Annotated in this window: 20 protein-coding genes; 9 read left to right on the plus strand and 11 right to left on the minus strand. The window is 66.8% G+C overall.

Annotated features, from left to right (window positions below; all coding sequences use genetic code 11):
* Nucleotides 1-2 precede the first annotated feature (2 nt).
* Together queC and queE are read left to right on the plus strand one after the other, a co-directional pair.
* On the plus strand, nucleotides 3-722 hold the full coding sequence (gene queC / locus AC13HB_RS11150) for a 7-cyano-7-deazaguanine synthase QueC (RefSeq protein WP_482949830.1): 720 nt from the start codon (nucleotides 3-5) through the stop codon (nucleotides 720-722).
* Nucleotides 719-1,348: a 7-carboxy-7-deazaguanine synthase gene (queE, locus tag AC13HB_RS11155; RefSeq protein WP_482949831.1), complete on the plus strand. Its 630-nt coding sequence runs from the start codon at nucleotides 719-721 to the stop codon at nucleotides 1,346-1,348. The genes queC and queE overlap by 4 nt, the downstream gene beginning before the upstream one ends.
* Here queE and AC13HB_RS11160 read toward each other — a convergent pair whose 3' ends face one another.
* The 7 genes from AC13HB_RS11160 to AC13HB_RS11190 all read right to left on the minus strand — a co-directional run bounded on the left by AC13HB_RS11160 (nucleotide 1,349) and on the right by AC13HB_RS11190 (nucleotide 9,622).
* A complete protein-coding gene (locus AC13HB_RS11160) occupies nucleotides 1,349-1,900 on the minus strand; it encodes a hypothetical protein (protein ID WP_482949832.1) in 552 nt (183 codons plus the stop codon).
* A gap of 149 nt (nucleotides 1,901-2,049) precedes the next feature.
* Entirely contained in the window at nucleotides 2,050-2,553 is a 504-nt protein-coding gene (locus AC13HB_RS11165) for a hypothetical protein (protein ID WP_482949833.1), read from the minus strand.
* Between the two features lie 120 nt (nucleotides 2,554-2,673).
* Nucleotides 2,674-2,874 carry a hypothetical protein gene (locus tag AC13HB_RS11170; RefSeq protein WP_482949834.1) on the minus strand — a complete coding sequence of 67 codons (201 nt, stop codon included), beginning with the start codon at nucleotides 2,872-2,874 and terminating at the stop codon, nucleotides 2,674-2,676.
* Nucleotides 2,875-2,951: 77 nt separating this feature from the next.
* Complete coding sequence (locus AC13HB_RS11175) at nucleotides 2,952-5,012, minus strand: hypothetical protein (protein ID WP_482949835.1); 2,061 nt, start codon at nucleotides 5,010-5,012, stop codon at nucleotides 2,952-2,954.
* Nucleotides 5,009-7,720, minus strand: coding sequence for a DUF4159 domain-containing protein (locus AC13HB_RS11180; protein WP_482949836.1), 2,712 nt, complete (start codon nucleotides 7,718-7,720; stop codon nucleotides 5,009-5,011). The genes AC13HB_RS11175 and AC13HB_RS11180 overlap by 4 nt, the downstream gene beginning before the upstream one ends.
* 3 nt (nucleotides 7,721-7,723) lie before the next feature.
* Nucleotides 7,724-8,620, minus strand: a complete 897-nt coding sequence (locus AC13HB_RS11185; RefSeq protein ID WP_482949837.1) for a DUF58 domain-containing protein — start codon at nucleotides 8,618-8,620, stop codon at nucleotides 7,724-7,726.
* Between the two features lie 3 nt (nucleotides 8,621-8,623).
* Nucleotides 8,624-9,622 carry an AAA family ATPase gene (locus tag AC13HB_RS11190; RefSeq protein ID WP_482949838.1) on the minus strand — a complete coding sequence of 333 codons (999 nt, stop codon included), beginning with the start codon at nucleotides 9,620-9,622 and terminating at the stop codon, nucleotides 8,624-8,626.
* 82 nt (nucleotides 9,623-9,704) lie between these two features.
* Between AC13HB_RS11190 and AC13HB_RS11195 the strand changes: the two genes are divergently transcribed.
* From AC13HB_RS11195 to AC13HB_RS11210, 4 genes are read left to right on the plus strand one after another with little or no spacing between them, the layout of a single operon-like run.
* Complete coding sequence (locus AC13HB_RS11195; RefSeq protein ID WP_482949839.1) at nucleotides 9,705-10,268, plus strand: DUF1285 domain-containing protein; 564 nt, start codon at nucleotides 9,705-9,707, stop codon at nucleotides 10,266-10,268.
* Nucleotides 10,265-10,897: an NUDIX hydrolase gene (locus tag AC13HB_RS11200; protein ID WP_482949840.1), complete on the plus strand. Its 633-nt coding sequence runs from the start codon at nucleotides 10,265-10,267 to the stop codon at nucleotides 10,895-10,897. The genes AC13HB_RS11195 and AC13HB_RS11200 overlap by 4 nt, the downstream gene beginning before the upstream one ends.
* A 3-nt stretch (nucleotides 10,898-10,900) precedes the next feature.
* Nucleotides 10,901-11,212 carry a DUF6111 family protein gene (locus tag AC13HB_RS11205; RefSeq protein ID WP_482949841.1) on the plus strand — a complete coding sequence of 104 codons (312 nt, stop codon included), beginning with the start codon at nucleotides 10,901-10,903 and terminating at the stop codon, nucleotides 11,210-11,212.
* Nucleotides 11,212-12,453 (plus strand): CCA tRNA nucleotidyltransferase, encoded by a 1,242-nt coding sequence (locus tag AC13HB_RS11210; protein ID WP_482949842.1) that lies wholly within the window; start codon nucleotides 11,212-11,214, stop codon nucleotides 12,451-12,453. Before AC13HB_RS11205 ends, AC13HB_RS11210 begins: the two co-directional genes overlap by 1 nt.
* Nucleotides 12,454-12,530: 77 nt before the next feature.
* Here the strand turns inward: AC13HB_RS11210 and AC13HB_RS11215 are convergent, their stop codons facing one another.
* The 3 genes from AC13HB_RS11215 to hemF all read right to left on the minus strand — a co-directional run bounded on the left by AC13HB_RS11215 (nucleotide 12,531) and on the right by hemF (nucleotide 15,142).
* Nucleotides 12,531-13,289: a CPBP family intramembrane glutamic endopeptidase gene (locus AC13HB_RS11215; protein WP_482949843.1), complete on the minus strand. Its 759-nt coding sequence runs from the start codon at nucleotides 13,287-13,289 to the stop codon at nucleotides 12,531-12,533.
* Between the two features lie 74 nt (nucleotides 13,290-13,363).
* Nucleotides 13,364-14,188, minus strand: a complete 825-nt coding sequence (locus AC13HB_RS11220; protein ID WP_482949844.1) for a helix-turn-helix domain-containing protein — start codon at nucleotides 14,186-14,188, stop codon at nucleotides 13,364-13,366.
* 54 nt (nucleotides 14,189-14,242) lie between these two features.
* Entirely contained in the window at nucleotides 14,243-15,142 is a 900-nt protein-coding gene (gene hemF / locus AC13HB_RS11225) for an oxygen-dependent coproporphyrinogen oxidase (RefSeq protein ID WP_482949845.1), read from the minus strand.
* 142 nt (nucleotides 15,143-15,284) lie between these two features.
* Between hemF and AC13HB_RS11230 the strand changes: the two genes are divergently transcribed.
* On the plus strand, nucleotides 15,285-16,154 hold the full coding sequence (locus AC13HB_RS11230) for a hypothetical protein (RefSeq protein WP_482949846.1): 870 nt from the start codon (nucleotides 15,285-15,287) through the stop codon (nucleotides 16,152-16,154).
* On the opposite strand, the gene AC13HB_RS11235 is transcribed toward AC13HB_RS11230, so the two are convergent.
* Complete coding sequence (locus AC13HB_RS11235; RefSeq protein WP_482949879.1) at nucleotides 16,143-16,598, minus strand: tRNA (cytidine(34)-2'-O)-methyltransferase; 456 nt, start codon at nucleotides 16,596-16,598, stop codon at nucleotides 16,143-16,145. The genes AC13HB_RS11230 and AC13HB_RS11235 overlap by 12 nt on opposite strands.
* A 182-nt stretch (nucleotides 16,599-16,780) precedes the next feature.
* Between AC13HB_RS11235 and petA the strand changes: the two genes are divergently transcribed.
* Both petA and AC13HB_RS11245 read left to right on the plus strand, forming a co-directional pair.
* On the plus strand, nucleotides 16,781-17,404 hold the full coding sequence (petA, locus tag AC13HB_RS11240; protein ID WP_482949847.1) for a ubiquinol-cytochrome c reductase iron-sulfur subunit: 624 nt from the start codon (nucleotides 16,781-16,783) through the stop codon (nucleotides 17,402-17,404).
* Complete coding sequence (locus AC13HB_RS11245; protein ID WP_482949848.1) at nucleotides 17,401-18,672, plus strand: cytochrome b; 1,272 nt, start codon at nucleotides 17,401-17,403, stop codon at nucleotides 18,670-18,672. Before petA ends, AC13HB_RS11245 begins: the two co-directional genes overlap by 4 nt.
* Nucleotides 18,673-18,683: the final 11 nt, after the last annotated feature.

Consider the following 18,683-nt stretch of genomic DNA (forward strand, 5'->3'; position numbering starts at 1 on the left):
GCATGACGACCCAATCCGCTTCCTCATCCGCGCTCGTCCTGTTCTCGGGCGGCCAGGACTCCGCGACCTGCCTGGCCTGGGCGCTCGACCGGTACGACCGGGTCGAGACCGTCGGCTTCGACTATGGCCAGCGTCACCACGTGGAAATGCAGGCCCGCACCGCCGTGCGCGATGCGATGCGCGACCGGTTCGGCGACTGGGCGGGCCGGCTGGGCGAGGATTTCGTGATCGACCTGACGGGCTATGGTGCGATCGCGGAGAGCGCATTGACGGCCGAGAGGGCTATCGAGATGGCGGAGGACGGGCTGCCCTCGACCTTCGTTCCCGGCCGCAATCTCGTCTTCCTGACCGTCGCCTCGGCGCTGGCCTACCGGCGCGGGCATGACGTGCTGGTCGGCGGCATGTGCGAGACCGACTATTCCGGCTATCCGGACTGCCGGCGCGAGACGATCGACGCGGTGCAGCAGAGCCTGTCGCTCGGCCTGGCGACGGCCATGACCGTGGAAACGCCGCTCATGCAGCTGGACAAGTCGGAGACCTGGGCCCTGGCGCGCACGCTGGGCGGGGATGCGCTGGTCGAGCTGATCCGGACCGAGAGCCACACCTGTTACAAGGGCGAGCGCGGCGTCGAGCATGCCTGGGGATATGGGTGCGGCACCTGTCCCGCCTGCGAATTGCGGGCGCGGGGCTGGAAAAACTGGCGCGAGGCGGCAGAGGCATGAGCTACTCCGTCAAGGAAATCTTCCTGACAGTCCAGGGCGAGGGCGCCCAGGCCGGCCGGCCGGCCGTCTTTCTGCGCTTTGCCGGCTGCAATCTGTGGAGCGGCCGCGAACAGGACCGGCACAAGGCGGTCTGCAATTTCTGCGACACGGACTTCGTGGGCATGGACGGCCCCGGCGGCGGGCGCTTCCAGACCGAGGCCGCGCTGGCCGAGGCGGTTGCGGGCTACTGGCCGGGCGGAGGACGCCCACTGGTCGTCTGTACCGGTGGCGAACCGCTGCTCCAGCTTGATCCGCCCCTGATCGCGGCGCTGCATGCACGCGGTTTCGAGATTGCCGTGGAGACCAATGGCACGCTGCCAGCGCCCGAGGGGATCGACTGGATCACCGTCAGCCCGAAAGGGACCGCGCCGGTCGTGCAGCGCAGCGGCGACGAGCTGAAACTGGTCTTCCCGCAGCCGGAACTCGATCCGGCCGACTTCACCGGCTGGAACTTCAAGCGGTTCTCGCTCCAGCCGATGGACGGGGACGCCATGTTGGAGAATGCGCAGGCTGCTTTCGAATACTGCCTTGCGCACCCGACATGGTCGCTCAGCGTCCAGACCCACAAATGGATCGGGGCGCCCTGATCAGCTGCCGGGCATCGGCGCGATGCCGAGACTCTCCGCGATGTCTTCCGCGAAGATGCCGAAGGCCGTGCGCGTATCCGACCACGTGCCCTGGGAATCGGTGTCTTCCGGCTCCGGATTGAACCATTCATAGCTGTACTCGGCGATCAGATCGCCGTCGCCGGTGCGCAGTTCAGCCGCCAGGGCGGCGCCGCCGGCGGTGTGATCCCGGTAGTTCACCGAGTCCATGTTCTGCAGCTGGGTCATGGTCGGCCGGTTGGGCCGGACATCGACGATGGTCACGTCCAGATGGGTCTGCTCGATGGCCATGCCGTGCCAGTTGGCCCGGACGAGAGCCCGTTCCAGATCCTCACGCAGATAGGCCGCAAGGCGCGGCAGTTCGGTCTCGCCGAACTGGTCGGACTTGGCAAGCAGGGCAGGCGCGAAACTGACCTCGCCGATATCGATGGAGCCGGTCGCCTGGCCGTGGAGCCTGACCTGGAAGCCGTCATCCGCCAGTGCGGCGACGCTCAGGGTCAGGAACGCGAAAACACACACGAGAGCACGCAGCATGGGACTCTCCCTGTCACTAATCGCTGGGGCAACAGCCTAGCACGGCGACGGGCATTTCCGGAGCGGCAAGTATTGTGCGACCGCGAACGAAAAAGGCGCACCGGGAGCCGGTGCGCCTTGTTTCAGGGCGATGCCGCCGTCAGTCCGGATCAGCTGCCGGTCTCGGCACGCTCCTCCAGGCTGGTGCGGATCTGGCGGGCGAAGCGGTCGAAGGTCCGGCGCGCATCGGTCCAGGTCGCATAACCCACGACGTCGCGGATACTGTGGCTGCGCCAGCTATAACTGTAGCTCTCGAGCACATCGCCCGAGGCCGACAGGAGCCGGGCTTCCACCTCTGCGCCGCCGATACTGAAGGACGACATGTGCAAGGCCGTCGTTCCCGCCATTTGCTGCATGGTCGGGCGGTTGGGCATGGCGTCGAGGATCGTCACGTCGAGCGTGTAGCCGCCATCGCCGAGCATGTCGGCGAGCTGCCGCTCGAGATGGTCCTGCATGTAGCCGGCAAGTCGGTCGAGTTCGCGCTGGCCGTAATCCTCGCCTTTCTCCATCAGTTCCGGACCGATCGCGATTTCGCCGAGGGCGACGGGATCGGTGGCGAGGGCCGGTGCGGACAGGGCCGCGGCAGCCAGCAAGGCAGTGAATGTGCGCTTCATCGGTAAATCCTCTCGTCAGCGTTCGGCCAGCAAGGCCGATATCCCTCTGAAACAGTGTAACAGAGGCCGTCATGTCTTGAGAACTAAATCCTTTGTGAGGCGTGACAAGGTGTGCCCGCGTCAGCGGTCCTCCTCGTCCTCGTCCTCGTCCTCGTCATCGCCGGGAATGACCACATCGATCGCCGCGGCCCCCACATCAACGGCTGTGCCCACTGTCCCGATGGCGACGTCGGTGGCCAGAGCCGCCGTGCCGACGACCAGGCAGCCCGACAGGCTCGGGGCGAGAAGAAGAACGATCAGGGCGAGGCGCAGCGATGTCATGGGAAACTCCGGACGATTGCCTGAACAGTGGGATGCCGGGGGTTTCCGTATGGTGAAGATTGCGTTGACGGGCGCAGTCAGCGGCCTTCGCGCCACCAGCCCAGGCCGAGCAGTGCAGCGATCATCAGCACGATCAGCAGGCCCGGGAGGAGCGGGGTCCGCGTACTGGCACGGACGACATAGCGCTCATTGCGCGTCAGGCCGAGCCAGGTGCGGCCGGCCTGGTCGGCGCCGGCGCGCGTGCGGCGCAGGGTCGGCAGATCTGCGCGCGGACCCTCGCCGATGGCGAAGAGGCCGCCGCCCGTGGTGTCGCGCACAGGGGCCATCAGGTCGCCGGTCGGGCGGAGGTCCGCATATTCGCGCGGATTGATCGGGCCGAGCGCAGCCACCGTGGTCAGATCGCCGGAGCGCAACCGTACCAGCCCGCTGCCTTCGGCAGCGAGGCGGGCCGCGAAATGCCCGGTTCCCGCAGCTTCCATCGAGACCGTTTGTTCGCGGCCATCAGGCCAGGTGACGTCCAGCGGCGGCGGCTGGTCCGCGAGAGTGACGCGGTCGACCTGCAGCTCGCCATCGACGGCGAAGGCGCTCAGGCGCTCTTCGTCCAGCTCGGGCTCGCGCATCAGCCAGTGAGCGACACGGCGGAACATTTCCGCGTAAGGGCCGCCGCCTTCGAAACCGCGTGCCCACAGCCAGGTCTGATCGCTCATCACGATGGCGGCGCGCCCGGTCCCCGAGCGCTGCAGAACGAGCAGGGGGCTGCCTTCCGGCGTTTCCAGCAAGGTTTCGCCGCCCAGCGCCGTACCGTCGATATGGCGCAGCCAGCGGCCCCATTCCGGCGACTCGCCGCCGCCCGCGAGACCGGCCGTAACCGGGTGACGAAGCCCGGTACCGGTCGGAGCCGGCGTGAACGCCTCTTCGCGGATCTGTCCGGTCGGACGCACCGGAAGCACCGCGGCGAGCGGCGTACGGTAGAGGCTCGGTGCGCCCGCGAAAGGCGGTCCTGCCGTGACCAGCAGGGCGCCGCCGTTTTCGACATAGCGGGCGATATAGTCGAAATAGAGCGGCGGCATGATGTTGCGGCGCCGGTAGCGGTCGAAGATCACCAGGTCGAATTCCGACAGGCGTTCCACGAAGAGTTCCTGGACCGGAAAACCGATCAGGGCGAGCTCGTCCACCGGCGTGGAATCGCGCCGGTCCGGCGGGCGCAGGATGGTGAAATGGACGAGGTCGACCGAGGGGTCCGACTTCAGAAGATCGCGCCAGGCGCGGGCGCCATTGTGCGGCTCGCCGGTCACGAGCAGGACGCGAAGACGGTCGCGCACGCCGTTCACCGAAACGGCGGCGCGGTTATTGATCAGCGAAAGCTCTTCCGGGCCGGCCTCGACTTCGGCCTCGATCACATTCTGGCCCCGGCGTTCGACAGGGACTTCGACCCGCGTCGAACGGCCGATCGGGATGGCATGGACCTGCGGGTCGCCGCCCTCGAAGCGGAAGGCGACCGAGGCCGTGCCCTGCATGCTGTCGTCCTCGATCCGGATGACGAACTGGACGGTCTGGCCGACAATGCCGTAACGCGGTGCTTCCTCGATGACGAGGCGACGGTCGCCGGCATTGACATCGCCGGGCATGACCTGGTGGACCGGGGCATCGATATTGAGCCCGCCCGCATCGACCGGGACGTCGTGAACCTGTCCGTCCGTGACGGTGACGATGCCCGCCAGGCGGTCCTGCGGGACGCTGGCAAGGGCTGCGCCGACGGCGTCGAACAGCATGGTTCCGTCCGCCGTCTCGCCGGCCTCGACCTCGACCAGGTCGAGCAGGGGATCGCGTTCAGCCTCGCGGCGCAGCGCGTCCGCCATGGCCTCGGCGGCCTCGCTGCGCTCGCCGATGGTCATGCTGGTGGAAGTATCGGTGACCAGAACTGCGACATCGGCCAGCGGGTCGCGCTCTTCCTCGACGAGCGAGGGATTGGCCAGGACCAGCAAGACCAGACCGATGGCGAGCGTGCGCCATATCCATCCGGACAGACGCTGCGAGGCCCCGGCGGCGGTCGTCGCAAGGGCGAGACCGCCGAAGATCAGGATCAGGCGCCAGGGCAGGAGCGGGGCGAAATCGAGGGCTGTGACGGTCGCGTTCATTGGCCCAGCCTCTCGAGAATATCGGGAACATGGACCTGATCGGACTTGTAATTCCCGGTCAGCGCATACATCGCGATATTCACGCCGAAGCGGATGGCCATCTCGCGCTGGCGCTCGCCGCCATCGACCGGGGCGAGGAATTCGCCATTCTCGCCGCGTGCCCAGGCCGAGGCCCAGTCATTCGCGCCGATGATCACGCCGGATGTGCCGTCGCGGGAGGCCCCGTCGGGATTGGCCTCGACCCAGACCGGGCTGTCGCTGAAGCGGCCGGGAAAATCCTGCAGCAGGTAGAAGGTCCGCGTGAGCACATGATCGCCGGGTAACTGGGCGAGCGGCGGCACGTCGATGCTCTCGAGCAGATTGACCAGTCCGGGATGCGGCTCGCCGGCGCGCAACATGGCGATATCGGCATCCTGGGTATCGAACACGATCAGCCCGCCCGACTGGAGATAGGCGCTGACCCGCATCGCCGCCTCGGGAGAGAGCGGCTGGGCGTCCCGGGCGACCGGCCAGTAGATGAGCGGGAAAAAGATCAGCTCGTCCTGGGCCGGGTTCACGCCCATCGGGGCATCCGGCTCCATGGCGCTGCGCCGCATGACTTCCTGGCCCAGCCCGCGCAGGCCGGCCGCGCTGCGCGCATCGCGCGCCGCATCGCCGGTCTCGATATAGGCGAAGCGCAGGGTCAGGGCCGCGTCCATCACGAATTCTTCGACCGGTTCGGCCGTCTGCGCTTCCGCGGACGGGGCTGCCGGCAGCAGGAGCGCACCGGCCAGAACGGCACCGGCGACCCGGCCCGCCGTGCCCGGCAGGCGGCCGGCGAGGGCCAGCGCGATCAGCACGTCGATCGAAAGCAGGATCAGCGCAGCCACGAGGAGCGGGGCATCGAAATGACGGGCATGCGGGCCGTCCAGCCCGGCGAAGCGCACGCCTGGCAGAGCGCGCGGCAGCGGTTCGAGCTGCGTCGTCGCGTCCAGAATATTGAGCGCCGAACTCGCCGCGCCGAGCCTGTAGATGCCAGGCGGCGTCCGGGGCGAGGGGCGGGCGCTTTCCCAGGCGGCAGCCGGCACCGGACGGGCCGTGGCCGGCGCATTGCCGAGCTGGCCGTCGGCACCGAGCGCCTGGTCGAGCACCCAGGCCCCGTTGGCCGGCATGCCCGTGGCGCCGCTTTGCGACAGGCCCATGAGGCGCTGCAGCATGCGGGGAAACAGGCCGGAGAGCGGCAGGTCGGACCAGTTCGGGCTACCCGTGACGTGGAAGAGCACGATCCAGCCGCGGGCCCGGCGCTGCGCGGTGACGAGCGGCGTTCCGTCCTCCAGGCGTGCCCAGACGCGGTCCGGCGTGGCCGAACCGGGTTGCGCAAGTACCTGGCGGTCGATGGTGGCGCTTTCATCCGTAGGGAGCCCGGCAAAAGGCGAGGTGTCCGGGAAGGCTGCGATGGTTTGGGGCTCGTCCCAGTTGAGCGCGCCGCCGAAGAGACGGCCGCCCTGCCGCAGATCGACCGGAAGGAGTTCGTCGCCGCGCGCGGCCAGGCGTGGACCGGCGAAACGGATGAGGACGCCGCCCGCCTCGACGAATTCGACCACGGACGCGTCGTCGCTGCGCGCCGCATCGGTCATGACCAGGATCGACACATCGCTTTCCAGCAGGACGTCGAGCGGCCCTCGTTCGAGCTGGGCATGAGGCGTCAACGCACTGTTGATGTAGTGCAGGTCCGAGAGCAGGGGCTGGCCGTCATCGCTCTCCTGCGTGATCAGACCGACCCGCGGGCGCCGCCACTGATCGCCCAGCAGGCGCACGGTGCCGGCGCTGGCACTGCCGTCCAGGCGCAGGCTGGCAATCCGGTTGCGAAGGTCGAGGGGCAGGGCGATCGTTTCGCTCGCACTGCCCGAACCGGCTTCGAAGGTCAGATCGGCACGGGCGATGGCACGGCCGTCCGCGCCGATGGCGGTCAGGCCCAGCGTGCGCGGCAGATCCGTGGCGGCCCGGCGGACCTCCAGGCGCAGCCCGTTCGCGGTCGGTTCGGGCGCCGCGATGGCGACGGGCGCGCGCCCGCTGTCCGGTTCCAGCACGGTAACGGTCCCCAGACCGGCGAGGGCGCGGGCCAGGGCGTCAGCGCCGGGGCTGTCCAGCCCGTCGCTCAACCAGGTCACGGCAAGCGGGCCTTCCAGATCCGCTTCGCCAAGACGGTCTGCCAGCGCTTCGCGATCGGCGGACCAGGCGAGCGGGCGGATGGTTTCGAGCCGGCGCCGCGCCGCATCGGCATCGCCGAGCTGGACCGTGGTGGCGGTATTGCCGTTCTCCGCCGTGGCGGCGATGGCGACCGGCCGTCCGTCGCGATCCGCCTCGGCGATCAGGCGTTCGGCCTCGCGCATCATGTCCGTCCAGCTCGAGGCGGCGGACCAGCCATTATCGACCACGATCAGGGAGGGGCGGGTCTCTTCCTCATAGGCCGGCGGCGTCCAGACCGGGCGCGCCAGGGCGATGATGACGAGAGCGGCGATGAGCAGGCGGAAGAGGATCAGCCACCAGGGCGCATGCTGCGGCGTCTCGGCATCGTCCGGCGCTCCCAGCAGGAGGCGCAGCGGCGGGAAGATCGCGCGCTTCGGCGCGGGCGGCGTTGCCCGCAGGAGCAGCCACAGGGCTGGCAGGGCGAGAAGGCCTGCGAGGGCGAGCGGTGCGCCGAAGGAGAGGGGGCCGAGAGCGAACATGCGTCAGACATCCCTCGCAAGCGCGCGATAGAGCGCCAGAACGGCATTCGTCGCGGGTTTGTCGGTACGGTGCGTCACCAGCGCCCAGCCGAAACGGCGGGCCAGCTCGGCGAGGCGCTCGCCATGTTCGAGCCAGCGCTCGCGGTAGGCCTTGCGGGCTTCCTCGGCGCGGCCGAAGAGCAGGGTCTGCTCGCTACCGGGCGCCTCGAAGCGGGTGCGGCCGGAATAGGGGAAGTCTTCTTCGGCCGGATCAACGACGCGCAGGAGCAGCCCGTCGCACTCCCGGGCCGCAAAGCGGGCGAGCCGCGCTTCCCAGGTTTCGATCGGGTCGAGAAAATCGCTCGCCAGAACGACGCGGCTGAAACGCGGAATATGCGGGGCCTCGACCGAGGCGGCTTCGCCGGGGCCGATCGCCAGGCGGCGCGAGACGCGTTCGAGGCCGAGCGCGCCGGTGCGCGCGATCGAGCTTTCGCCCAGCACGGAGACCCGTTCCCCGCCCTGGGTGAGCAGGGTGGCGATGGCGATCTGGCAGACGGCGGCCCGGTCCATCTTGGTCGGCGTTGCACGGTGCGAGCTGAAATGCATGGAGGCGCTGCCGTCGCGCCAGAGATTTATCGTATTGGCCGCTTCCCATTCGTTCTGGCGCACGAAGAGCTGGTCGGACCGGGCGGACTGGCGCCAGTCGATCGCAGCGCGGCCGTCTTCCGGGCGATGGTGCCGGTATTGCCAGAACGTCTCGCCGATGCCGGACCGGCGGCGTCCGTGGACGCCCTGGGCCACCGTCGCCGCAATACGGCTCGCTTCCGCCAGCAGGGCCGGCAGGCTGGCAGCGAGGTCTTCGCCTTCATGGCGAAGAGAGACGACCCGCGCCTCCGTATTGCGGTCGGAGCCCGGTCCCATGGATCAGGCCGCCCGGTCGGCGAGCGTCTTGATCAGGCCTTCCAGCGTGTGCCCGTCGGCACGGGCTGCAAAGGAGAGCGCCATGCGGTGTTTCAGCACCGGCTCGGCAAGCGCCGCGACGTCCTCGGTCGACGGGGCGAGACGGCCCCGCAGCAGGGCACGGGCCCGGCAGGCCAGCATCAGCGCCTGGCCGGCACGCGGTCCGGGACCCCACGACACGCCGTCTCGTACGGCATCGACATCGGATTCGTCCGGGCGGGCCAGCCGCAGCAGGTCGAGAATGGCTTCGAGCACGCGCTCACCGACCGGAAGGCGGCGCACGAGCGACTGGAGCTTCAGGATTTCCTCGGCATTGAGCACTTCCACCGCCTCGGCATCGTCGGCACCGGTCGTGGCAAGCAGGACGGCGCGTTCGGCGTCGCGGCTGGGATAGGGAACGTCGACGCGCAGCAGGAAACGGTCGAGCTGGGCTTCCGGCAGCGGATAGGTGCCTTCCTGTTCGATCGGGTTCTGCGTGGCGAGCACGTGGAAGGGCTGCGGCAGGTCGTGGCGTTCGCCGGCCACGGTGACATGGCCTTCCTGCATGGCCTGCAGCAGGGCGGCCTGGGTGCGCGGGCTGGCACGGTTGATCTCGTCGGCCATGAGCAGGCGGCAGAAGACCGGGCCGGGCAGGAAGCGGAAATGGCGCTTGCCGTCATCCGACTCCTCGAGAATCTCCGAGCCGAGAATGTCGGCCGGCATGAGATCGGGCGTGAACTGGATGCGCTTGGTGTCGAGGCCGGTGGCGACCGCGATGGTCTGGACCAGTCGCGTTTTGGCCAGGCCGGGCGCACCGACCAGGAGCGTATGGCCGCCGGACAGGATGGCGGCGAGGCAGAGCTCGACCTCGTCTTCCAGTCCGTAGATGACGCGTCCGATCGACTCTTTCACCGCTTTCAGGCGCTCGGTCGCGGCGTCGGCTTCTGCAATCAGTTCTGCACCGGGTTCATTCGTCTCGGTCATCGTCCTACATTCCTCTCCGATACAGGTGATTTATCGGCCTGTTCGCCGAAGGCGAGCATGGCTCCGCACACGAAAGCTGTCCATGCCTACGACCGCCCAGACCGACGATCCATTGCAGTCGCTCCTCAAGGCCGCACGCGAAGCCGGCGGCGGCTTGCCGCCTGTCGATCGCTGGGAGCCGGAATATTGCGGCGAGATGGACATGGTCATCAAACGGGACGGGAGCTGGTGGCACGAGGGTACACGAATTACACGCGACCGTCTGACACGACTGTTTTCGACAATCTTGCGGAAAGATGACGACGGCATTCATTATCTCGTGACCCCGGTGGAAAAAATCGCCATCGAGGTCGAGGTCGCGCCCTTCCTGGCCGTACGAGTCGACCGGGTGGGCGAGGGGCGCGACGCCTCGCTGGTTTTCCGCACCAATTTCGACGAATTGATCGAGGCCGGGCCCGATCATCCCATTTCCGTGACGATCGATGAGGACAGCGGCGAGCCGGTTCCGCTGGTTCGCGTCCGCGGGCGGCTGGACGCGCTGATGACGCGGCCGGTCTTCTACGAACTGGCCGAGCTGGCCGAGACCGAAGACGGCGTGACGGGGGTCTGGAGCCAGGGCGAATTCTATCCGCTGGGGCCGGCATGAGGCTGCGAGACACCTTGCCAAGCGATGCGCTGGTCGAGCATTTGCGGCAGAAGCTGGATCCGGTCGATGCGCCGGTGCGCGATCCCGTGCGCGGCGATGGCGATCTGAACGGCGTACGCCGGTCCGGCGCGGCCGTCCTGCGTCCGGCGGCCGTTCTCGCTCCTCTGATCCTGCATGACGGACCGCCCCGCCTCCTGCTGACCGAACGCGCTGCTCACCTGGCCAAGCATGCCGGTCAGATCAGTTTTCCCGGCGGCGGCGTCGATCCGGGCGGCGAGACACCGGCCGAGGCCGCCGTGCGCGAACTGTACGAGGAGGTGGGGATTGCCGCGGAGCACGTCGAACTGCTTGGCAGTTTCGACGGCTATGAAACCGTCACGGGCTTTCTCGTCACGCCCTTCGTCGGGGTGATCCATCCCGGCTATCGGCTGTGCCCGGACCCGGGCGAGGTGGCCGACGTGTTCGAGGCGCCCTTCGATTTCCTGATGGACCCGGCCAATCACGAGCGTCATTCGCGCGAGTGGCAGGGCATTACCCGCCACTATTACGCCATGCCCTGGCAGGGGCGGTATATCTGGGGTGCGACGGCGGGGATGCTGAAATCCCTGCACGATCGGTTATATGGTTGAATCATGATCCGTATCACCCTCATCCAGCTCGCCTCCTTCCTGCTGCCCTTCTTGCTCTTCTTCATCTGGCGCTGGCAGTCCCGGACCGAGCACCCCCTTCATGCGACGCCGACCGCGAAACTCACCGCGGCGGGAGTCACGCTCGCCGTACTCGCCTTCCTGGTTCTGGTCTTCCTCGACAGCGCCGGCAGCGGCCGTCCCGGACAACAATACGTCCCGCCGCGCGTGGTCGACGGCGAGATGGTGCCCGGTCATTTCGTCGACCTCGAACCGGAGGATGATGCCGGGGAAGACGACCCGGAAGACCCGCAGTGATGACCGCGCCGCGGCTCGACCCTGCCGAGCATGACTGGATGCGCGCCGACACGACCCGCCGGGTCATGGCGGCGCTCGATGCGGCCCGCCCCGGCGGGGCCCGTTTCGTCGGCGGCTGCGTGCGCAACGCCCTGATAGGTGCCGAGGTCAGGGATATCGACATCGCCACCCAGCTCCTGCCGCAGGCGGTGATGGACGCGGCCCGCAAGGCCGGTCTCAAGGCCGTGCCGACCGGCATCGACCATGGCACGATTACCGTGATCTGCGAGGGGCAGCCCTTCGAGGTCACGACCCTGCGGCGCGATGTCGAGACCGACGGGCGCCGCGCCGTCGTCGCCTTCACCGAGGACTGGACCGAGGATGCCCGCCGCCGGGATTTTCGCCTCAACGCCCTTTATGCCGACATGGACGGCGTCATCCACGACCCGACCGGCGGGCTCGCGGACCTCGCCGACCGGCGTTTCGTCTTCGTGGGAAATGCGGAAGAGCGGATTCGCGAGGACTATCTGCGCATTCTCCGACTTTTCCGATTCGAGGCCTGGTACGGTGCCGGTACGCCCGATCCGGCCGCGATCGCGGCTGTGGCGGCGCTGAAAGACGGGCTGCATAATTTATCGGCAGAGCGGGTCTGGTCCGAGCTGAAAAAGCTTTTGTCCGCACGCGATCCGGGACCGGCCGTCACAGTGATGCGGGAAATCGGCTTGCTGGAAATCCTGCTCGGAGTGAACGGATCATTAAGAGTCCTGCGCGGTATCATTGCTCAGGATGTAGAATACGAGTTAGTGCCCGATTCGCTTTTGAGATTCGCGGCGCTCGCCGATGGCGGACCGGAAAGGATCAGGACCATGGCCGGCAATCTGAAAATGTCGAATGCGGAAGCGCGGCGCCTCCAGGGGGCAGTCGACCCGACGCATCGCGAAGAGGTCACCGAGGCCTTCTCCGATATGGCCGCTGCGGAACGCGCGATCATGTCTCTGGGCGCCCGTGCCTTCGAGGACCAGGTCCGGCTGCAGGCCGCGGGCGAAGTCGCCCCGCCGCCGCGCGACTGGACCCTGCTCGCCAAATTCGCCCGCGAATGGCAGGAGCCGGAATTTCCGGTGAAGGGCGGCGACCTCATCCTGCTCGGCTACGAGCCGGGTCCGATGCTTGGCGACGCGCTGGACGAACTCAAGGCGCACTGGATCGCCGAACGCTTCGAGCCGTCCAAGGAAGAGCTGATCGCGCGGCTGAAAAAGCACTAGCGCCGGACGCCTCCGAATACAGAAAAACCCCGGCCCTCGAGCCGGGGTTTTTTGTTGCCTGCGATTCCGCCGCTCCGTCAGACGTCGAGATCGAGATAGAAGGCGGTGAAGGTGAGCGTGTCGAAGGCGCCGTGGGCGATGACGAGCGGCCAGATATTGCGCTTGTAGAGAATGTAGAGCGTGCCCAGCGCCAGACCGATCATTCCAGTCACGACGAGACCGCGAAGGCCCTGATAATACATGTGCACGATGCCGAACCCGATGGCAGGCAGCAGGACCGCGAAGGCCGTCCCCCACCATGCCTTCGGAAAGAACTTGCCGGCCCGGTTGATCATGTAGCCGCGGAAGAAGACTTCCTCGCCGAAACCGGCACTGATCCAGGACAGCGCAATCCAGCCCAGATAGACGGGCAGATTGCCCACCACATTGCCGAACCGGGCCTCGACGCCCTCCGGTATCGTGTCCGTCGACCAGAAACCCAGTGCGTCGCCGAGGAATGCGGTGCCGGCCCCGATCAGGCCGATCGCGGCGAAGCCCAGCAGGGCCTGGGGAATGATCAACGGCCAGGACCACCAGCGACGCAGCTTCACAAGGCCGAAATTGCTCCAGCTCTCGCGGCGCAGCCGGGTGATGACAAGCAGCAGTGTGAAAGTACAGAGCAGGGAGAGCGGTCCCGCATAGGTCCAGACGATCCGGTCGAAGATCAGCTTGGAGCCCACCATAACGGCGATCACGAGGGCGAGTTCGGCGAGCACGCCGAACCGGGAGGAATTCCTGGCGGGAAGGGGCGTCGCCTGGTCCGGGGTGGTGGCCGCGGTTGGGGAAGTGTCGGTCATGGGGTCATCTCGGAACTGTGAACAGGGCGGCTCTCGGGCCGTGACCCCAGTGTCTCGCACGGTTGTCGGCAGGTTTATTGAACGATCGTGCGGGACGGCATGCCTGCATCCGAGATCAGCATCTGCCAGGCGCGCGGCGTCAATCCGAAGGCCTGCCGGAATTGGCGTGTGAGATGGGCCTGGTCGGAAAAGCCGCAGGCATAGGCCGTCTCTGCCAGCGCGTCTCCGGAGGCAATCCGGTCTCGCGCCCGTTCCAGGCGGCGCATCTGCCAGTAGCGATAGGGGCTGGTGCCAAGCAGCGTCCGGAAATCGCGCGATAATTGCCAGCGGTCGAGCCCGCTGACGGCTTCCAGTTCGGACAGGCTGACGCGGTCTTCCATGCGGTCGGTGAGGTGCCGCCGTGCCCGCTCGACGGCCTCGGCTGCCGGAGCCCTCGCGGTTTCCGCAGCATCCGAGAGGGCGTCGAGGGCGTGCAGCAGGTCGAGGAGGCGGGATTCTGCGCCGAAACCTTCGGCGTCTCCGCCCTCCATGATGGCGAGCAGAGCGGTGCGCAGGCGCGCATCGCGGCTTACGCCGCCGGTCAGATGGGGCAGGGGTGTGCCCGGCCGGAGCGCGGCGATAAGCTCCGGCGGCAGGGTTATGGCGCGATAGGCGAAGCCGTCCTCCGTGCCCGGCCGGCCGTCATGCATCTCGTCGGGGTGCAGGACCACAACTTCGCCCGGCTGCGAATGCCGCGTGGCGCCGCAATAATCGAAGGTCTGAACGCCGCGCGTGGTCAGCGCGAGCGTGTAATCATCATGCCGGTGCGGCGAGAAGGCGGTGCCGGAAATAGCGGCCTGGAAACGTTCGATGGTGCGCGGCGCGGAAGGCTCTGGCCTCGGGTGCGTAAGCTCGGTCATGCTCCTTGGATGCGCGGGCGGGCATGACCGGATGCGGATGGACTGCCTTCGCCGTCAGGGCCACTTCGCCTCGGGCGGCATGCTGGACAGGATCGACTTCACATTGCCGCCGGTCTCGAGGCCGAATTTCGTGCCGCGGTCATAGAGCAGGTTGAACTCGGCATAGCGGCCGCGGCGCACGAGCTGCTCCTCGCGGTCTTCCGGCGTCCAGCTCTCGCCCATGCGGCGGCGGACGAGTTTCGGGTAGATGTCGAGAAAGGCGAGACCGACATCGCGGGTGAAGGAGAAGTCGGCATCCCAGTCGCCGCTATTGTGGCGATCGTAGAAAATCCCGCCAATGCCCCGCGGCTCGTCGCGGTGGGGCAGGTAGAAATACTCGTCGCACCATTTCTTGAAACGGGCGTGGTAGTCCTCGCCATGCCCGTCGCAGGCCGCCTTGCAGGCGGCGTGGAAATCCTGCGCGTCGGGATGGTCCTGAGTGCGGGCACTGTCGAGCACCGGGGTGAGGTCCATACCGCCGCCGAACCACCACTCGGTGGTGGTGATGAAGCGCGTATTCATGTGAACGGCCGGGACTTTCGGCGACCACATGTGCGCGATCAGCGAGACGCCGGTGGCGAAGAAGCGCGGGTCTTCGGCGGCACCGGGGATCTGCTTGCGGAACTGTTCCGAGAACTCGCCCTTCACCGCAGAGACGTGCACGCCGACCTTCTCGAACAGGCGGCCGCGCATGATGGCCATCGTGCCGCCGCCCTCATCCTTCGACCCGTCGCCACGCGTCCAGGCTTCCCGCTCGAACCGGCCCGGCTCGCCGTCATAAAGATCGGCCGGCGCTTCGTCCTCGAGCCGCTCGAATTCAGCACAGATCTGGTCGCGAAGATCCTCGAACCAGGCCTTTGCGGACTGGCACTGGAGGTCGGAACCGGCGGTGTCGGGCTTGGGTGTCTCGGTCATGGCGCGATGTTTAGCGGAGTGACGGGCGAGGGCAAGCACGCGGTGTGTCGCGGACGGGCAAAAGCGGGGTGGATACGCGATTATTGCCGATCGCGAATACCCGGAATAACCTCACCGCCTGTTTTGCGTCCGGGGGGACATCATGGATTTGACGGATATTATACTCGCTGCCATCGGCGGCGGGATCGGCGGTGCGTTGGGCGGGCTTCTGGGCCAGATTCTGCCGAAGGGCCGCGACGGAACGATGGGCATGCTAGGCATGGCGGCGATGATCGGCCTGGCCCTGGCCGGCGGGCGCTTTCTTCCGGCCTATCTGGAGCCGTATCTCGGCCCGCATATTCGAGCCTTCGTTGCCGAGGCGGAAGTCGCAGAGCTCGAGGCCTCGATCGCCGTGGAGCTCGAAAGCGAACCTTTCTTCATCGCCTTGCAGGAAAACGCGCCCGAGCGTGCGGAGACCTGGCGGCTGGCCGTGCTCGACGCCTATCGCAGCGGCGGTCGCGACGAGGCCCTCGCGGTGTCCGGCCAAATGGGCGAGGAGATCGGTGTCTGGCTGATAGAAACCTACGCGCCGCGAGCGACCGACGAGGCGCTGTTGGCGTATTATTCCGAGCTGTATGCGCTCACTTCGGGACCGCTCGCTGACCATCCGGACGCCTGCTACGGCTTTTTCTTTCCGGATCAATTCGAGGGAAGCCCACCGACCCCCGACCTGACAGATATGGGCATCGACCCGATGCCGATGGCGCGCCGGATGGCCGAGCTGACCAATGGAGCGGCAGACGAGCTGGTTCCCTATGATGCCTCGCTGATTCCCGAGGTGCAGCAGCTCGCCGGCATGGCTCTGATCGAAACGATGGGCGCCGAGAATGTCGATCTGCTAGGCGAGCGCCGGCCCATGGGACGGGCGGATTACGCGCTGGCCTGTGATGGTATGGGCGCCTTTTTCGGAGCGATTCTCGAGGCCGAGAACGGCGTAGTGTTTCTTCGCGCCCTCGCGTCTTCAGAGGGGTAGTCCCAGTTGCCGGCTCGCCTCGGCGAGGGCGATGCCGGCGCTGACCGTGACGTTGAGCGAGCGCATGTCCGGGCGAATCGGAATGCGGACGCGACAATCCGCCGCGTCATGGACTTCGTCCGGCACGCCTGCGCTTTCCCGGCCGAAGAGCAGTCGGTCATCGGGGCGGAATCGGAAGTCCCAGAGGTTTTCAGCAGATTTTGTCGTGAACAGGACAAGCCGGCCCGACTTACTATCTGCACTTTGCCTGTAGGCGTTCCACGCCGCATGCCGGACGGGCGTAATAGCGGCTCTGTAATCCATGGCAGCCTTGCGGATTCCCTTGTCTGTCAGAGGAAAGGCGCAGGGTTCGATGATGTCGAGTTCCGCCCCGAAACAGGCCGCGACGCGCATGGCCGCGCCGAGGTTTTGCGGAATATCAGGTTGAAAAAAAACGATCCGCATTTTAAGCCGCGCACTGGCCGGAGCCTGCCCTTTGTGCATGCGGCGTTGCGTCGCGTGCTGGTCAGTGCGTCCGGGATTAGTTTATACGGCGTCTGGCCCGCGCATGCGGGTCACGTCAAGTTTTTCTGGGGCAGGGACCGCATGTCGCGTTCCCGTTAATGGATAAGAGAAGAGGTCGGCTCGTGACGGAAGAGAACGGCGCGCCCGGTGGACACGGTCAGGAACCGTCCCGCCGCGACTTCATCTATATCGCTGCTGGCGGCGCGGCCGCTGTCGGTGGCGGTCTCGTGGCCTGGCCGTTTATCGATCAGATGAACCCCGCAGCGGATACGCTGGCGCTGGGGTCCATCCGCGTCGATGTGTCGGTTGTACCGGTCGGATCGGAAATCACCGTCATGTGGCGCGGTGGTCCGGTCTTCATCCGGCACCGCACCGAAGCGGAGATCGAGGAGGCTCGCGCAGTCGAGCTCAGCGCTCTGCCCGACGCGGAAGCGCGCAACGACAATCTTCCGGCCGGCACGCCGGGCACCGATGCCAACCGCGTGCTGAACCCGGAATACCTTATCGTGAAGGGCAATTGCACGCACCTCGGTTGCGTGCCGCTCGGCCTGGGCGCCAATACCGGCGACTATGACGGCTGGTACTGCCCCTGCCACGGTTCGCACTACGACACGTCTGCGCGAATCCGCCGCGGCCCGGCGCCGGAAAACCTCCCGGTCCCGGACTATTATTTCGAGAGCGAGACGACCGTCAAAATCGGTCTGTCGCCTGAGGAAGCATCTGAATCGGGGTGGGCAGTAGCATGAGCGGACCTTCGACCTACAATCCGTCGACGGGCGTCGAGAAGTGGCTCGACGAGCGTCTTCCGATCATCCGTCTCGGCTGGGACAGCTTCGTCGACTTCCCGACGCCGCGTAACCTGAACTACTGGTGGACGTTCGGCGGTATTCTCGCCGTCTTCCTGATGATCCAGCTGATCACCGGCATCGTGCTCGCCATGCACTATGTGGCGCACGAGGACATGGCCTTCCAGAGCGTTGCCCGCATCACGCGCGACGTTCCCTTCGGCTGGCTGATCCAGTCCATGCACGCCAACGGCGCGAGCTTCTTCTTCGTCGCCGTCTACCTGCACATGTTCCGGGGCCTGTATTACGGTTCCTACAAGGCGCCGCGCGAGATCCTCTGGATCCTCGGCGTCGTGATCTACCTGCTGATGATGGCGACCGCCTTCATGGGCTACGTCCTGCCGTGGGGCCAGATGTCCTACTGGGGCGCCATGGTGATCACCAATCTGATCGGCGCGCTGCCCTTCGTCGGCGATGCGATCCGCGAATGGCTCTGGGGCGGCTTCTCGGTCGGCCAGGCCACGCTGAACCGCTTCTTCTCGCTGCACTACCTGCTGCCCTTCGTGATCGCCGGCGTCGTCGGCCTCCACATCTGGGCGCTGCACGTGCCGGGCAACGGCAATCCGGTCGGTATCGACGTCAAGGACCCGAAGAAGGACGCGCTGCCCTTCCACCCGTACTACACGGTGAAGGACGGCTTCGCGATCATCGTCTATCTGATGATCTTCGCGGTCTTCGTCTTCTTCCTGCCGACGGTTCTGGGCCACGCCGACAACTATATCGAGGCGAACCCGCTCTCGACGCCGGCGCACATCGTCCCGGAATGGTATTTCCTGCCATTCTACGCGATCCTGCGGGCCGTGACGTTCGACATCGGTCCGATCGACGCCAAGCTCGGCGGCGTTCTGGCCATGTTCGGCGCCATCGCGATCCTCTTCGTCCTGCCCTGGCTGGACACGTCCAAGGTTCGCTCCATGCGCTTCCGTCCGCTGACGCGCTGGTTCTTCATCTTCTTCGTGATCGCCGCCCTCGGCCTTGGCTGGTGCGGTGCGAAGAACCCGGACGATCCCTTCATCGGCGGCCTGAAATTCGTGCACCTCGCACAATTCCTGACGCTGTACTATTTCGCCTACTTCCTGGTGATCCTGCCGGTTCTGGGCATCATCGAGAAACCCAAGCCGCGACCGGCCTCGATCGAGGCTTCGGTCCTCGGCGAGAGCAAGGCGTAAGGGGAGCGACG

It is taken from the genome of Maricaulis sp. B-26 (assembly GCF_056857855.1).

Coding starts and splice junctions, on each gene's coding strand:
- AC13HB_RS11245 (WP_482949848.1), top strand. CDS start 17,401: ATGAGCGGACCTTCGACCTACAATCCGTCGACGGGCGTCGAGAAGTGG.
- AC13HB_RS11200 (WP_482949840.1), top strand. CDS start 10,265: ATGAGGCTGCGAGACACCTTGCCAAGCGATGCGCTGGTCGAGCATTTG.
- AC13HB_RS11185 (WP_482949837.1), bottom strand. CDS start 8,620: ATGGGACCGGGCTCCGACCGCAATACGGAGGCGCGGGTCGTCTCTCTT.
- AC13HB_RS11230 (WP_482949846.1), top strand. CDS start 15,285: ATGGATTTGACGGATATTATACTCGCTGCCATCGGCGGCGGGATCGGC.
- AC13HB_RS11210 (WP_482949842.1), top strand. CDS start 11,212: ATGACCGCGCCGCGGCTCGACCCTGCCGAGCATGACTGGATGCGCGCC.
- AC13HB_RS11165 (WP_482949833.1), bottom strand. CDS start 2,553: ATGAAGCGCACATTCACTGCCTTGCTGGCTGCCGCGGCCCTGTCCGCA.
- hemF (WP_482949845.1), bottom strand. CDS start 15,142: ATGACCGAGACACCCAAGCCCGACACCGCCGGTTCCGACCTCCAGTGC.
- AC13HB_RS11205 (WP_482949841.1), top strand. CDS start 10,901: ATGATCCGTATCACCCTCATCCAGCTCGCCTCCTTCCTGCTGCCCTTC.
- AC13HB_RS11195 (WP_482949839.1), top strand. CDS start 9,705: ATGCCTACGACCGCCCAGACCGACGATCCATTGCAGTCGCTCCTCAAG.
- AC13HB_RS11235 (WP_482949879.1), bottom strand. CDS start 16,598: ATGCGGATCGTTTTTTTTCAACCTGATATTCCGCAAAACCTCGGCGCG.
- queC (WP_482949830.1), top strand. CDS start 3: ATGACGACCCAATCCGCTTCCTCATCCGCGCTCGTCCTGTTCTCGGGC.
- AC13HB_RS11170 (WP_482949834.1), bottom strand. CDS start 2,874: ATGACATCGCTGCGCCTCGCCCTGATCGTTCTTCTTCTCGCCCCGAGC.
- AC13HB_RS11215 (WP_482949843.1), bottom strand. CDS start 13,289: ATGACCGACACTTCCCCAACCGCGGCCACCACCCCGGACCAGGCGACG.
- AC13HB_RS11160 (WP_482949832.1), bottom strand. CDS start 1,900: ATGCTGCGTGCTCTCGTGTGTGTTTTCGCGTTCCTGACCCTGAGCGTC.
- AC13HB_RS11175 (WP_482949835.1), bottom strand. CDS start 5,012: ATGAACGCGACCGTCACAGCCCTCGATTTCGCCCCGCTCCTGCCCTGG.
- AC13HB_RS11190 (WP_482949838.1), bottom strand. CDS start 9,622: ATGACCGAGACGAATGAACCCGGTGCAGAACTGATTGCAGAAGCCGAC.
- AC13HB_RS11180 (WP_482949836.1), bottom strand. CDS start 7,720: ATGTTCGCTCTCGGCCCCCTCTCCTTCGGCGCACCGCTCGCCCTCGCA.
- AC13HB_RS11220 (WP_482949844.1), bottom strand. CDS start 14,188: ATGACCGAGCTTACGCACCCGAGGCCAGAGCCTTCCGCGCCGCGCACC.
- queE (WP_482949831.1), top strand. CDS start 719: ATGAGCTACTCCGTCAAGGAAATCTTCCTGACAGTCCAGGGCGAGGGC.